The organism is Roseibium aquae (assembly GCF_008711285.1).
Classification (GTDB): Bacteria; Pseudomonadota; Alphaproteobacteria; order Rhizobiales; family Stappiaceae; genus Roseibium; species Roseibium aquae.
This window is the reverse complement of the sequence record NZ_VXDC01000009.1, coordinates 1-14,173: the sequence shown is the minus strand read 5'-3', so window position 1 is coordinate 14,173 and position 14,173 is coordinate 1. Positions and strand designations below refer to the sequence as shown.

At 59.6% G+C, this 14,173-nt stretch carries 11 protein-coding genes; 10 read left to right on the top strand and 1 reads right to left on the bottom strand.

All coding sequences use genetic code 11. The features are described from left to right. Positions 1-2: 2 nt before the first annotated feature. The 8 genes from F0184_RS14835 to F0184_RS14800 all read left to right on the top strand — a co-directional run bounded on the left by F0184_RS14835 (position 3) and on the right by F0184_RS14800 (position 10,550). Entirely contained in the window at positions 3-1,076 is a 1,074-nt protein-coding gene (locus F0184_RS14835; protein WP_150497140.1) for a carbohydrate ABC transporter permease, read from the top strand. Continuing rightward, positions 1,073-2,089 carry an NAD(P)-dependent oxidoreductase gene (locus tag F0184_RS14830; RefSeq protein WP_150496989.1) on the top strand — a complete coding sequence of 339 codons (1,017 nt, stop codon included), beginning with the start codon at positions 1,073-1,075 and terminating at the stop codon, positions 2,087-2,089. Before F0184_RS14835 ends, F0184_RS14830 begins: the two co-directional genes overlap by 4 nt. 19 nt (positions 2,090-2,108) lie before the next feature. Further along, entirely contained in the window at positions 2,109-3,197 is a 1,089-nt protein-coding gene (locus tag F0184_RS14825) for an ABC transporter ATP-binding protein (RefSeq protein ID WP_150496988.1), read from the top strand. Further along, the gene (locus F0184_RS14820) at positions 3,194-4,219 is read left to right on the top strand and encodes a Gfo/Idh/MocA family protein (RefSeq protein ID WP_150496987.1); all 1,026 of its coding nucleotides are present in this window, start codon (positions 3,194-3,196) and stop codon (positions 4,217-4,219) included. Before F0184_RS14825 ends, F0184_RS14820 begins: the two co-directional genes overlap by 4 nt. A 24-nt stretch (positions 4,220-4,243) precedes the next feature. Continuing rightward, the gene (locus F0184_RS14815; RefSeq protein ID WP_150496986.1) at positions 4,244-5,272 is read left to right on the top strand and encodes a Gfo/Idh/MocA family protein; all 1,029 of its coding nucleotides are present in this window, start codon (positions 4,244-4,246) and stop codon (positions 5,270-5,272) included. Next, positions 5,265-6,377: a Gfo/Idh/MocA family protein gene (locus tag F0184_RS14810; RefSeq protein WP_150496985.1), complete on the top strand. Its 1,113-nt coding sequence runs from the start codon at positions 5,265-5,267 to the stop codon at positions 6,375-6,377. Before F0184_RS14815 ends, F0184_RS14810 begins: the two co-directional genes overlap by 8 nt. Positions 6,378-6,741: 364 nt before the next feature. After that, positions 6,742-8,289, top strand: coding sequence for a sensor histidine kinase (locus tag F0184_RS14805; RefSeq protein WP_150496984.1), 1,548 nt, complete (start codon positions 6,742-6,744; stop codon positions 8,287-8,289). A gap of 20 nt (positions 8,290-8,309) precedes the next feature. Continuing rightward, entirely contained in the window at positions 8,310-10,550 is a 2,241-nt protein-coding gene (locus F0184_RS14800; protein ID WP_208998499.1) for a two-component system response regulator, read from the top strand. A gap of 60 nt (positions 10,551-10,610) precedes the next feature. Here F0184_RS14800 and F0184_RS14795 read toward each other — a convergent pair whose 3' ends face one another. Next, on the bottom strand, positions 10,611-11,648 hold the full coding sequence (locus F0184_RS14795; protein ID WP_150496983.1) for an ester cyclase: 1,038 nt from the start codon (positions 11,646-11,648) through the stop codon (positions 10,611-10,613). A gap of 146 nt (positions 11,649-11,794) precedes the next feature. On the opposite strand from F0184_RS14795, the gene F0184_RS14790 reads away from it, so the two are divergent. Next, complete coding sequence (locus F0184_RS14790) at positions 11,795-12,850, top strand: ABC transporter ATP-binding protein (protein ID WP_150496982.1); 1,056 nt, start codon at positions 11,795-11,797, stop codon at positions 12,848-12,850. An 80-nt stretch (positions 12,851-12,930) separates the two neighbouring features. Further along, complete coding sequence (locus F0184_RS14785; RefSeq protein ID WP_150496981.1) at positions 12,931-14,079, top strand: ABC transporter substrate-binding protein; 1,149 nt, start codon at positions 12,931-12,933, stop codon at positions 14,077-14,079. Positions 14,080-14,173 lie beyond the last annotated feature (94 nt).

Below are 14,173 nucleotides of genomic sequence, written 5' to 3'. Positions count from 1 at the left end.
CCATGGCTTCGACTTCCAGCTCCGGCCGCCCCGTTCTCGGCTTCCTGACCCGCCGGCGCGAGGGTGGACAGTGGCATTGGACCGATGTCTTCACCTATGTCTACCTTGTTCTGGGCGTCCTGTTGATGTTCGGCCCCGTCGTCTGGCTGGTGCTGTCCTCCTTCAAGACACCCGCGGGCCTGCTTGAGTTTCCGCCCACGCTCCTGCCGCTTGGCCAGATCGAGGTGCAGGTGGAGGGGTATGACGACCCGCTCCCCCTGTTCGCCGTGACGATGGAAGACGGGACAGTGAAGGAACTCGCCCAGATCCGGCGGATCGGGATCATGGCGCAGATGGTCGATCCGGAAAACCCGGGTGAGCGGGTCAGCGTGCCGATCAACACACGCGAGCCAATCCGCGAAATGCGCGTTGCGACCGAAAACTACATCGACCCTCTCGAAACCTTCAACTTCCTGAGATACCTGCAAAATTCGGTCATCGTCACAGTCGTTGCGACGGTGATCACGCTGCTGATCAATTCCATGGCGGCCTACGGTCTGGCGATCTACGATTTCAAGGGCCGCAACGCCATCATGCTTTTTGTCATCGGAACGCTGATGATTCCGGTGACCATTGTTCTTGTGCCAACCTATCTGGTCGTGACCCAGCTTGGGATGGTCAACACCCTTTGGGCGGTCATCCTGCCCGGAGCCGCAACGCCGACCGGCGTCTTTCTGTTGCGGCAATACATGCTCACCATTCCCAAGGATCTCATCGAGGCGGCGCGGATGGACAAGGCGAGCGAGTGGACGATCTATTGGCGGATCGTGCTGCCGCTCTCGCTTCCCGCAATCGCGGTGCTCGCGATCTTTTCGGTCATGTGGCGGTGGAATGATTTCCTTTGGCCGTTGGTCGTTCTCACCCGCAACGAGGTTTATACGCTGCAGATCGGTCTCAACGCCTTTCAGGGCGAGCTGGATGTCCAGTGGCATTATGTGCTGGCCATGACCGTCGTGACCCTCATTCCCGTGGTGCTGGTCTTTGCGTTCCTGCAGCGGTTCATCACCACCGGCATTGCCTCTTCGGGGATGAAATGATGGACAACACGCCGCTGATCTTCTTCGATCCGTTTCCCCGCACCGAGGCGATGGTATTCACCGCGGACGTGGCGGCGGGATGCCGGCAGCTTGGCCGGGTTGTCAGTCACTTCGGCTCACGCGCGCCGGACGATCTGGTCGAGAGTGTTCTGCCGGAAGTGGACATCATTGTCGGCCAGACGGCCATGCCCGTGGAACGGCTGGACCGCGCGCCGCACCTGAAGGCGATCTTGAACGTCAAGGCCAACTGGGAGCCGAACATCGACTACGCGCAGGCCCACCGCCGGGGCATTCATGTCCTGTCCGCGGCGCCCGCCATGGCGCCGGCGGTTGCCGAGTACTGCCTCGGACAAGCCATTTCTCTCCTGCGCGGGCTCGCGGCCGCCGACACTTTGTTCCGCGGTGGGCATGAAGCCTACGGCATTGGTGGAAACGGCAAGGCCAAGACCCTTTTTGGCGCGCGGGTCGGCTTGATCGGCTATGGCAATCTGGGCCGTGCGCTGGTGCCGCTTCTAAGGCCGTTCGGATGCGACTTGATCGCGCACGATCCATGGCTGTCCGATCGGTATCTGGAAATCGAAGGGCTGCGGGCCGCCGGCCTCGATGATCTGCTGGAAACATCGGATGTGATCTTTGTGCTGGCTGGGGCAACCAGCGAGAATGAAGGTTTTCTGGACCGGGCGCGCTTGGAGCGGATCGCGCCGGACGCGTCGGTCGTTCTGGCCTCGCGCGCGGAGGTGGTCGATTTCGACGCGTTCCTGGAGCTTGCGGGCAATGGCCGTTTCCGGGCTGCGGTCGATGTCTTTCCGCAAGAGCCGGTGCCGGCGGAGTCCGAGGTCCGGGCTACCGCCAATGTTCTTTTCACTGCGCATCTGGCGGGCGGGCTGGAGGCCTCCTACGCACGGATCCGCGACATGATGATGGACGATATCCGGCAGATCCTGAAAGGTCTGCCGCCGCTTCGCATGCAAAAGGCAGAGCCGCGCCAAGCGGCCATGGCCCGCAGCCGGTAAGCGTGGGCAAGGGGACACAATGACCGAGATAAAACTGAACAAGGTGGTCAAGGCCTATGGCGAGGTCGAAGTCATCCACGGCATAGACCTGGAGATCCATAGCGGCGAATTCGTCGTTTTCGTAGGCCCGTCGGGTTGCGGAAAATCGACGCTGCTGCGGATTATCGCGGGGTTGGAGAAGGTCAGCGGCGGCGAAGTCGTGATTGACGGCGAGGTGGTGAATACCGTCCCCGCTTCCGAGCGAGGCCTCGCCATGGTGTTTCAGTCCTATGCGCTTTATCCTCATATGAGCGTATATAAGAATATGGCTTTCGGCCTTGAGAACGCGAAGATGCCGCGGGAAGAAATCGACAAGCGGGTGACGGAAGCTGCCCGTCTCCTTCAGATCGAACCCTATCTTCAAAGGCGCCCGAAAGCGCTTTCGGGGGGGCAACGCCAGCGGGTGGCGATCGGCCGTGCCATTGTCCGCGATCCAAAGGCGTTCTTGTTCGATGAGCCATTGTCGAACCTCGATGCGGAACTTCGGGTTGCCATGCGCAAGGAACTGGCCGGTCTGCATGCCAAGCTCGGCGGGACCATGATTTATGTGACACATGATCAGGTGGAGGCCATGACGCTGGCTGACACGATCGTGGTATTGTCTGGCGGCAATGTTGCGCAGGCGGGCAAGCCGCTCGATCTTTACAACAAGCCGAGGAACACGTTCGTCGCCGGTTTTATCGGCTCGCCGCGCATGAATTTGGTTGAGGCCAGGGTTGCCGCGAATGGGACCGGTTTCGATCTTGTCAGCGGCGCGCAAACGATCCGGGTCCCGGAGGTTCCCGGCTTGGAAGCGCAATCTTCGGCGACTTACGGCGTGCGTCCGGAGCATATTGCGATCACAGGTGAAGACGACGCGGATGTGACCGCTACTGTCGAGCTATCCGAACAGCTCGGGGGAGAGACCTATCTCTATTGCTCCGCCGACGGATTGCCGCAGCTGACGGTGCATCAACTCGGCCAGTTGCCGGTCGAACGCGGTCAGGTGATTCATCTCAAATTCGACCGCTCGAAAATGCATGTTTTCGGCGCGGACGGAAATGTTCTGGCCAACGGGTTGCCCACATGAGCGGCAAGTTGGGACTGGCCGTCATCGGGACAGGCATGGCTGCGCTGCCGCATGCGCGCGCGCTGAAGGACCTTCAAGACCTCATCGAGGTCAAGGGCGTCTACTCGCGAACGCAGGAAAAAAGGTTCGCTTTCGCGCAAGAGCATGGTTTTCCGGAAGCGGCCGCACTGGAGCAACTGGTTGCCGATCCAGATGTTCACGCCGCGCTGATCATCACACCGCCCAACCAGCGGCAGGCCCTTGTGGAGACCTTCGCCCGGGCGGGCAAGCACATTCTGATGGAAAAGCCGGTCGAACGGACGACCGGAGCCGCCGAAGGGCTTGTCCGGATGTGCGAAGCGGCAAAGGTTCAACTCGGCATCGTTTTCCAGCACCGGTTCCGTGAGGTCTCCCGAACCCTGAAGTCGTTGATCGACGCGGGCGATCTGGGCGAGATCGGCATGGTGCGGGTGTCGGTTCCCTGGTGGCGGGCACAGGCCTATTATGACGAGCCGGGGCGCGGCAGCTACGAGCGCGATGGCGGCGGGGTTCTAATTTCCCAGGCGATCCATACGCTTGATCTGATGCTCTCCATGACCGGGCCGGTATCCGAGGTGCAGGCTGTCTCGGCGACGACACGCTTTCACAAGATGGAAGCAGAAGACTTTGTTGCCGGCGGGCTCCGCTTCGCGTCCGGGGCGGTCGGATCGGTCATGGCGACGACTGCGTCTTTTCCCGGCGATGCGGAATCCATCACTCTCGACGGAACCAGGGCTAGCGCGCATCTTCAATCGGGTGTGCTGACGGTCCGCTACCGCGACGGCCGGGTGCAGACCTGGGGCGAAACCGCGGGCACGGGCGGCGGTGCCGATCCGATGGCCTTTCCCCATGGCTGGCACCGGGACCTGATCCGTTCGTTTGCAAGCCGGGTGCTTGCCGGAGAGCCGGTTGATGTGTCCGGCCGGGAAGCTCTTCATGTTCATCGTCTGATCGATGCGCTCGTCCAATCCTCGAAGGACCGGCGCGCTGTAACCATTGACTGACCCCATGTCCAGAAAGACCAATCCATGTCCGATTTGAAGGTTGCCGTGATCGGTGTCGATCACCGTCATATTTTTGGCCAGCTTGAGGGAATGCTGAAGGCGGGCGCGACCTGCGCGGGCTGGTGGACGGAGGGCGAGCCGCAACCGGTCGAGGGGTTCCAAACCCGCTTTCCCGATATTCCCCGGGTCCGTGATCGACGGGCGCTGCTTGACGACCCCGAGGTGGATCTGATCCTGCTGGCGGATATTCCGGCCCGCCGGGCCGAAAGAGCCATTGAGGCGATGCGCGCCGGCAAGGATGTCATGACTGACAAGCCCGGGTGCACCACAAAGGACCAGCTTGCGGAGATCAAGGAAGTGGTCGCACAGACCGGCCGGATCTGGTCCATTGATTTTTCAGAACGGTTCGAGGTGCCGGCGGTCGCCAAGGCGGCGGAACTGATCGCTGACGGCGCGATCGGACGGGTTGTGCAGACCGTAGGGCTGGGACCGCACCGCTTGAACCGTCCGCTGCGCCCGCAGTGGTTCTTCCAGGAAGACCAGTATGGCGGCATCCTGACGGACATCGCGTCCCATCAGATCGATCAGTTCCTGTTCTTCACTGGCTCCAGCGATGCGTCCATCGTGAGCTCAAGCGTTGGAAACTTCGCCAATCCGGACGATCCCGGCCTTCAGGATTTCGGCGAGATCCTGATCCGCAGCGAGAATGGCAGCGGCTATATCCGGGTTGACTGGTATACGCCGGATGCCCTGCCAACCTGGGGCGACGGGCGCCTGACCATCCTTGGAACGGATGGGACAATCGAGCTGCGGAAATATGTCGACCTGTGCGGCCGGGACGGCACGGATCATGTGTTCCTCGTGAATGGCGAGCGGTATGAATATTTCGACGCTTCGAAGGAACCGCTGACCTATTTCGACCGTCTTGCTTCGGATGTGCGGGATCGGACGGAAACGGCGATGGCGCAAAGCCACTGTTTCAAGGTGATGGAACTGGCTCTTGAGGCCCAGGAAAAAGCCGAGCGTCTGGGGAATCTGGCAAGAAATGGTTGAGCCTACGCCGCACCGTGTTGCGATTCTGGGAGCGGGGATTGGTGAGAAACACCTTGCCGGTTTCCTGCAGTTGACCGACCGTTTCAATGTCCGAACGATCTGCGACCTCGATCCCGGGAAGGCCGCGAACCTTGCCGGACAGGTGCCGGGGTGCCGGGTCGAGACCGATCTGGAAGCGGTGTTGGCCGCACCGGATATCGATATTGTCGACATTTGCCTTCCGCCGCACCTGCATGGTCCGGTCGCGGCGAAAGCCTTTGCCGCCGGCATGCATGTGATCTGTGAAAAGCCGATCGCCGGAAGCGTTCTGGAGGCGGACGGGATCGCGGCTGCGGCCGCCGCCGCCGGGCGCATGTTCTTCCCGGTCTTTCAATACCGTTACGGACGGGCGCTTTATCAGCTCACGGCCTTGGTTGACAGCGGCCTCGCCGGCCGGCCTCTGGTCGCAACGGCCGAAACCCATTGGAACCGGGGGGCTGACTATTACGCAGTGCCCTGGCGCGGCAAATGGGCCACCGAACGTGGCGGCGCGATCCTGGGTCACGCCATTCACAATCATGACCTCGTTGCCCAGTATTTCGGCCACATCACCTCGGTCTGCGCCATGGTCGACACGCGGGTCAATCCGATCGAGACCGAAGACTGCGCCGCGCTTGCGATGACCACCCAATCCGGCGGGCTGGTCACATCGTCCGTGACGCTCGGCAGCGCCCGGGACGAAACGCGCTTTCGCCTGGTGTTTGAACACCTGACCGCCGAAAGCGCCCGCGAGCCCTACACGCCCGGAGAAGGGGAGTGGCGGTTCACGGCCCGTGATCCCGAAAGGCAAGCCGAGATCGATCGGGTTGTCGCGCGATCAAAGGGCGAGGCCGCCGCGCGGCCCGAAGGGTTCGCCGGTCTGTTCGATGCCATTGCCAGTTCGCTTGCCGGAATGGACGCAGGTCTTGTCGATATGAGCTCCGGGATCCGGTCCATCGAACTTGTCGCGGCCATCTATCTGTCCGCTCGAACGGCGCAAACCGTTTCACTGCCCCTCGACCGGTCTCATCCAATTTGCGCCACATGGATGCCGGATCCGGCCGGCGGCGATCCTGATGACCGCTGACGGCCACAAGCCAGTGAAACCAGTATCGGCGGGAACTCTTCGGTAAAGCTTTTTAAGCTTTGCTTAGTTACTTTTAACAAGATTCGGGGTGCGTGATCCGGAACAGAAGAAATTTTGGTCAAAATTATTGGATTCTTCAGTTCTGCCGTGCAAGCCTTTGACCCAAGAGAGGTGAAAGATGGGCGGTTTGCCGGGCGGATGACGTTTCAAAAGGACATCACTTTTTACAAGATTTTCTGGTCGATAGGTAATTTGGCAAGGAATCCCGGCTTATGCTGGATACCGGGCAGCCGAGCGTTTCTTCGGAAATCGGTCTTGAGTCTTGTCAATAGTTACCGTGTCATCAGGGAGCGGGGCTGACGTCATGAATGCGGCAACAGTCAAGGTCGATGAACCGACGATGCATCCCAAGCGAAGTCTTTCGCGCACTTTCATCCTTTATACGCTCGGTTCTTTCGCAATTCTCGGTCTGGTATTCATCGCCGGCTTGACAAAATATCTTTGGGACAGGGAACTGGATCGCGCCATCACCACCACGCAATCCCTGTTTCAAGCTTCAAAAGAACCGCTTGAGCGTGCCGTGTGGTCGATCAACGAAGCCTCCGCGCAGCAGATCGTGGACGGGCTGTTGAGCCTTCAAGCCGTGCGCAGCGTTTGGGTCGAAACGCCCGACACCGGCAAGTACGGCATTCCCGAACCGGATTTGCGCGATACCGCGCTGAAATACGATCTTGTCAGTCCCGCCCAATACGCAAACGCGAACTACATCGGATCGGTGTTCTTCGTGATCGATCGCGGCGAAATCTACAACCAGGTCACGTCTGTCGTCTTCTCGACCGTGCTCAGCATTGTCTTGTACATCTTCATTCTCGGTGTGATCATCCGGGTGATTTTCCATCGCCTGATCGGATTGCCGCTGTCGAATGTCGTGAACTACCTGACAACGCCGCGATTGATCGAATCTCCGCCGAAGATGGAACTGATGCCGGGCCGCGATGATGAAATAGGGGTCATGGCCTCGGCGCTTCAAACCATGGTGCAGCGCCGGCATGCGGATCTTTTGAAGATTCAGGACTACCAGACCAATCTTGAGGAACTCGTCGAACAGCGTACCACGCAGCTCAAGACAGTTCAGGAAGAACTCATTCAAGCCGACAATCTTGCGGCGCTCGGGGCTCTGGTTGCAGGGGTGTCTCATGAGTTGAACACACCGCTGGGCAACGGTCTCATGTCCGCGACGACGATTTCGGAGGCCTGCGCGGTTGTTCAAGGGGAACTGGATCGCGAAACGCTCACTCTGGAGCACTTGCGCGAGGAACTGATCCGTATCGCCGAAGCCTCTGCAGTGATCGAAAAGACACTCGGGCGCGCCCGTGAACTGGTTCAGAACTTCCGCCAGGTGGCCGTTGACCGGCAAAGCGAAAAGAAGCGCGAGTTCAATATCGATCACATCATCACCGAAACCATTGCCACCTTGCAGCCGAGCTTGCGCAAAACCCCCTACGTTGTTCGCACAGAGCTTGCCGCAAATACCGTGATCAACAGCTACCCGGGTGCCGTCAGTCAGATCGTGACCAACCTTGTCGAGAACGCGGTGAAGCATGCCTATGAAAACATGGCCTCAGGTGACGTGGTTCTTTCGAGCCGCCTTTGTTCGGGAGGCGGGGGTGTTATCATCGAATGCCGGGACCACGGCTGCGGCATTCCTGAGAAGAATCTCAAGCGGCTCTTCGAGCCGTTCTTCACCACCAAGTTCGGCAAAGGAGGTTCCGGTTTGGGCATGGCGATCGTCTACCGGCTGGTCACGGAAGTTCTTCAAGGACAAATATCGGTGAAATCCGAAGTGGGGTCTGGAACGACGTTTTCCATCGAGCTTCCGGCCACCCTCGCAAATGCACGTGATGCGGCCTAGCGCACGAAAGGTAAGTCTGTATGCCGATGGATTTTCTCGCCAAATCGGAACGTAAGGCAACGCCGACAACGCTCGCGCCCTGGAAAGTCCTGATTGTGGATGACGATCAGGAGGTCCACGAGGCGACACGGATCGCATTGAGTGGCTGCCGTCTCGAGGAGCGCGGGCTCAAGCTTTATCATGCCCTGTCGATGGCCGAGGCAAAGCCGGTTCTGGAAGAAAACAAGGACATTGCGGTCGCCTTGATCGATGTCGTCATGGAGACGGACACCGCCGGCCTCGACCTGGTGAGCTGGATCCGGCACGATCTCGCAAACCCCCTGATCCGCCTGGTTCTGCGGACTGGCCAGCCTGGATACGCGCCGCAGATCGATGTCATCCAGAAATACGAAATCGATGATTACAAGGAAAAGTCCGAACTCACGCGGGCCAAACTGGTCACGACCATCGTGACCGGGTTGCGGGGGTTCAAACTCCTGACGGATCTGGAAAACAACCGCTGCAATCTCAAAACCCTCAATCTCCATTTCGCCGATCTTGTTGAAAAGAACTCCGTCCGGGATTTTGCCGGAGGGGTGCTCGAACAGATCGGCAGCCTGGTGGGTGTTGCGCCGGAAGGACTGGTGTGCGCGGTGGACCGGGACACGGGGGAAGAAGAGCGTCCTGCGATCCGGGTTCTTGCGGCAGCCGGCGCTTATGTCGGCATGGTCGACCGGCCGTTGGAAGCCATCCCGTCGGAGGAAGTCCGCAATTCCATCATGGCATGCATCGCCACCGGTGAAACACAGCACCAACCCTTCAGCTCTTGTCTTGCCTTGAAGACCCGGGGTGGATTGCGCGCGGCAATCCACGTGGGGATCCCGTATGCCGTTTTGCAACGGTTGCTTGGCGAAGAGGTCCTGCAGCTGTTTGTGATGAACAGCCGGCTCGGCTATGAAAAAACCGCGCTGATGGAACATATCCATCGGCTGGCCTATGAAGATCACGTCACCGGGCTCTACAGTTACGCCGCGTTCTTGGAAAAATTCCGGCGCGTTCACGGCACCGGCCGCGCTCTGAGCGTTCTTTTGTTGGACATTCAGCGCTTCCGGATGATCGAGCACGGCATTGGCGATGAAAAAATCGGACAGTTCCTGAAAAAGGTCGGCATACGTCTGAAGTCCGGCTTCCCAAACGCCCATGTTGTGGCCCGCAAGGAAGTCGATGAGTTTTTGATTGTGCTGGATGCGGTGCCCGCGGAGCGGCTGTCCCAGGTTGTCGATGTCATTGAAGGGCTGTTCAACGAACCGATCACGGTGGGTGACAACGTCTTCAACATCCGCATGCGGGTTGGGATCGCGAATTCGGGCGATCATGGCGACGATCCCGAGCAGTTGGCCCGGTACGCATCCATTGCGCTCAACGATCTTCGTCAGCGTGGGATCGGAACCTACGCCGTTTTCAATCCGGCGATGCAAGAGGTTGCGTTTGAACGGTTGCGCCTGACCTCCCTGTTGACCGGCACCGCGGGCAAGACCGAGTTCCTCGTCTATTTTCAGCCCATCCTCCAGGCGGATACGGAAAATCTTTACTCGTGTGAGGCCTTGATGCGGTTCCGAACGTCGGCGGGTGACTTCCTGAACACCCAGCGGATGATCGAGGCGGCCGAGGCAAGCGGCATGATTCTGGATGTGGGCGCGTGGATGTTGAAATCCGCGATGAGCGACTACATGGCAATGGGCCGCAACACGGACGGCATTCATCTCAACCTGAACCTGTCACCCAAGCAGGCACAGTCGAGCCGGATCTATGCGGATATTGACGCTGCTATCGAGGCGACCGGGATGCCCCTGAATCGCCTCGTTTTTGAGGTCACGGAAGGCCTGTTCCTGAACAATGATCAGGAAACCATCTCGTTTCTGGAATGGATCCGGAAGAACGGCGGAAAAGTTGTGATCGACGACTTCGGGACCGGGTATTCCTCGTTCAGTTATTTGCGCAAGTTGCCCGTCGATGGGATTAAGGTCGACCGGGCGTTCATTACCAACATGGATCAGGACGACGACGCCCTCGCGGTGGTGCGGTCCATTCTGGCAGTCGCCCAGGCGCTCGGCCTGGAGGTGACGGCGGAGGGGGTTGAAACGCTGGCTCAACGCAACATCCTGCGTGATCTTGGATGCACCTATCTGCAGGGCTATTTGTATTCGAAGGCCGTTCCCAACTCCGAGCTTGCCGGATTTATCCAGCGCGCGAATGAACCCGGATTCATCTCTATTTCCTGACGTCGTATCCAGCGGGCGGGGTGGGGTCAACTCCGCTTTGGTCCCCCCTGTGCGGTTCCATTAGGGGAAAACCGGCTTGGCTTCTTGGCCCGAAGGGCTGGTGCCGGCGATCATTGCATTTGATTCCGCGATCAGGTCCCGGCCCATCTGCGCAAACAGATCCACATAATCGAGCAGGACCCAATTCTCGCAGATCTTGGAGTTAGCGCAGCGATAAAAATCCATGACCCGCAAGGTGAGGGCGCGGCCGTCGGCTTTCTGGCCCAGATAGTCGCCCTGATGGGTCATGGTCATGGAGGGCCACCCGCTGACCGCCGCGTAATGTGCGTTGCCGATCCGGCAATAATGGTTCCCGCCGACGCGATCGGGAAAGGCGGTCAGAAAGGAAGCGCGGTGGTCTTTCTCGAACCCGCTCCAGCGGTAATTTGCCCCGATCCCGCCCGGTCCGTACCACAGCATGTCGTCGTCCCAGTAGCCGTCCGGGCCGGTCTGGCCCTTCGAGGTGAAGGTTTCGGGATCGAATGCCCGCATATCGGCCAGCATCGCTTCGCACAGGTCGAGGGTCGCTTCGCCCCGGCCGTCATCTTGCGGAAGGATGCCGTCATGGGTGGCCGGTCCTGGGAACAGCATCTCCGTGCCGAGGACCCTGGGTAAGGGAAACCGGCGGGTTTGGCGCATCAGGTCGATCAGATCGAACAGGATCCGGGCTTCGGATATCCGGCCATCCTCTTCTATCCGGTAAAACTCGCCCGCGCGCAGGAATACCAGATGATGCGACGGGGCCAGCCCGAACAACGGCGCCTCGAAGTTGCCCACATAGTGGGTCAGGCTCGCGATCCATTGGCCGCCAGGGGGGCGCCGGTTTGGCCCGCCGATAAAGATTTCGTCCCGTCGGCGAACCTCGGACAAGGCGGTTTTCAAAGGCTTGATGAACCCTTCCAGAACTTGGTCGGTGCCGGTCAGGACTTGACCCGGCGCGGCGAGATGCCATGTCGAACAGGGCGTAAGGAACTCGGAGAGATCCGGATCCTTAGGGCCTGTCCTTGGTCCGAACAGGGCGTTCAAGAATGTGTGGGGGGCCTGACGGAAATCGGTCATGCGTGTCTTTCGAGGGCGGGTTGCATTCGTATGCAAAAAATCATTGCCAAAGACTGGATGCTGTGTCTAGCTAGAAAAACATAAGTTTCCGAACGCTGGCAAAGCACGCGCCGGCGGCATCCGGACGCCAGTGCGGGAGGGGCGCTTTGGCCGGAATTCAGCTGAAAAATGTATCCAAGCGATGGGGAAACTTTGTCGGGGTCGACAATTTCGATCTCACGATCGCCGACCGAGAGTTCCTTGTTCTGCTGGGTCCCTCCGGTTGTGGCAAGACAACGACCATGCGGATGATTGCCGGTCTCGAAGATGTCACCGAGGGGCAAATCATCATCGGCGACCGAGTGGTCAACGGTCTTGAACCGAAGGACCGCGACATCGCCATGGTGTTTCAGTCCTACGGCCTTTATCCCAACATGAATGTTTACGAGAATATCCGCTTTCCGCTGAAGGTCCGGAAGGTTGACCCGGCCACGCATGATGACAGGGTGATGCGGGCCGCCGACATGGTGGAATTACGAGATTTCCTGCATCGTAAGCCGGCGGAGTTGTCGGGCGGACAGCGCCAAAGGGTAGCCCTTGCAAGGGCCATCGTGCGCGAACCGAATGTCTTCCTCATGGACGAACCCTTGTCGAACCTGGATGCCAAGCTGAGGGTGTCGACGCGCGCTCAGATCAAAAATCTGCAGCATGAACTGCAAGTCACGACCATTTACGTCACCCACGATCAGATCGAGGCCATGACACTCGCCGACCGGGTCGTCGTCATGAAACACGGTGTCATTCAGCAGGTCGGCACGCCCACGCAGATCTACGACCGGCCCGCGAACACCTTCGTGGCGGGCTTCATCGGATCACCGGCCATGAACCTGATGGAGGGCCACCTGCAAGGGGGCGTATTCACCGGCGATCATGTCCGCATTTCCGGGCTGCCGGGGCCGGATGGGCCCATCACGCTCGGTTTCCGGGCCGAGGACGCCAGTGTTGCCCGCACCGATGGCGAAACGGAAATCACAGCCCCGGTCTACACCATGGAACTGCTCGGCGACGCAACGATGATCACCGTGAAGGCCAGAGGCTCGATGGTGTCGGTCAAGGCGGGCAAGGAATACCGGATCGAGATCGATGAAACGGTGGGACTGCACATTCCTGCCGCGATTTGCCACCTGTTTCACCACGAGACAGGCGTGCGTCTTGACCCGTGAACCGGTTCGGGGCCGGCAAGGAGGCCGGGCCTGCAGAAGATGCGCCGCAGCGGCGCAGGGAGCATTGGGAGGAAGTCTGAATGCGCATGAAACAAACACTATTGGCAACCGCTTTGGCCGTGATGGCCGGCGCAGCCAATGCGGATTGCGGGATCGAAAGCGGCCGGGTCAGCATCATCGGCAACGAGTTCCCCGCCATCCAGACAGTCGGGGAAGGGGCAAGCGCCTGCGCAACCGATGCGGTCGAGGTCAAGGCGAACCTGACCGCCGACCACCAGAAACTCAATATCGCCGGCATGAGCGGCAATCCGGCGGAGTATACGAGCGCGATCATTGCCAATTCCTCGATCGTTGCGCTGTTGAACGAGGACTTGATCCGCCCGCTCGACGATCTGGTCGCCGAACATGGGCAAGGCTTGTCCCCAAACCAGCTGATCACGATCGATGGCAAGGTGATGGCCGTCGCGTTCATGGCCAATGCCCAGCATCTGGTGTATCGCAAGGACATACTCGACCGCATCGGGGCCGAGCCGCCCAGAACCTATGAGGAAATGCTGGAGCTTGCCCAGCGGATCCGAGACGAGGGAATCCTGCAGTATCCCGTCGGTGGTGCCTATGCCGCCGGGTGGAATTTGGCTCAGGAATTCAACAACATGTTCCTGGGTTATGGCGGGGAGTTCTTCAAGCCGGGCACCGCCGAGCCGAACGTCAATTCCGAGGCGGGTGTCAAGGCGCTCGAAATGATGAAGGCGCTCAGCGGCTATATGAACCCGGACTTCCTGACCCACGATTCCAACGCGACCAATGCGGAATTCCGCGCCGGTAACGTTGCGCTGATGAACATGTGGGGGTCGCGCGCCGCAACGCTCACAACGGCCGATGGTGTGCCGCAGGACGTGATTGACGGGTTTGCGATTGCCGGTCCGATGACTGTCGGGGGAGGGGACATTCCGGCCTCGACCCTGTGGTGGGATGGCTGGACAGTGTCAAAGAACATCAGCGATAAAGACGCGCAAGCGACCTTCATCGCCATGATGAACGCCATCGATCCATCCATTCTCCAAGACCCGGATGTGGCGGTGCAGGCGGTCTGGCTGCTTGAGGGGTATGAGCCGACCCCCGCGGCGACAGGCGTGTTTGAAGCGGCCAACATGCGGACCATCCCGTATCCGACGTTTCCATATATGGGATTGATGCATTATGCCGATGCCCGGATTATGCCGATGTAACTGTGTAATCATCTGAATACCTTCAGTTTTGCTGCATCGGGTTCGGCATAATCCTCGGGGCTGCAGGCTGGTAACGTCTCCTCTTTCACGTCGA

Coding starts and splice junctions, on each gene's coding strand:
- F0184_RS14835 (WP_150497140.1), top strand. CDS start 3: ATGGCTTCGACTTCCAGCTCCGGCCGCCCCGTTCTCGGCTTCCTGACC.
- F0184_RS14815 (WP_150496986.1), top strand. CDS start 4,244: ATGTCCGATTTGAAGGTTGCCGTGATCGGTGTCGATCACCGTCATATT.
- F0184_RS14795 (WP_150496983.1), bottom strand. CDS start 11,648: ATGACCGATTTCCGTCAGGCCCCCCACACATTCTTGAACGCCCTGTTC.
- F0184_RS14830 (WP_150496989.1), top strand. CDS start 1,073: ATGATGGACAACACGCCGCTGATCTTCTTCGATCCGTTTCCCCGCACC.
- F0184_RS14800 (WP_208998499.1), top strand. CDS start 8,310: ATGCCGATGGATTTTCTCGCCAAATCGGAACGTAAGGCAACGCCGACA.
- F0184_RS14805 (WP_150496984.1), top strand. CDS start 6,742: ATGAATGCGGCAACAGTCAAGGTCGATGAACCGACGATGCATCCCAAG.
- F0184_RS14825 (WP_150496988.1), top strand. CDS start 2,109: ATGACCGAGATAAAACTGAACAAGGTGGTCAAGGCCTATGGCGAGGTC.
- F0184_RS14820 (WP_150496987.1), top strand. CDS start 3,194: ATGAGCGGCAAGTTGGGACTGGCCGTCATCGGGACAGGCATGGCTGCG.
- F0184_RS14810 (WP_150496985.1), top strand. CDS start 5,265: ATGGTTGAGCCTACGCCGCACCGTGTTGCGATTCTGGGAGCGGGGATT.
- F0184_RS14785 (WP_150496981.1), top strand. CDS start 12,931: ATGCGCATGAAACAAACACTATTGGCAACCGCTTTGGCCGTGATGGCC.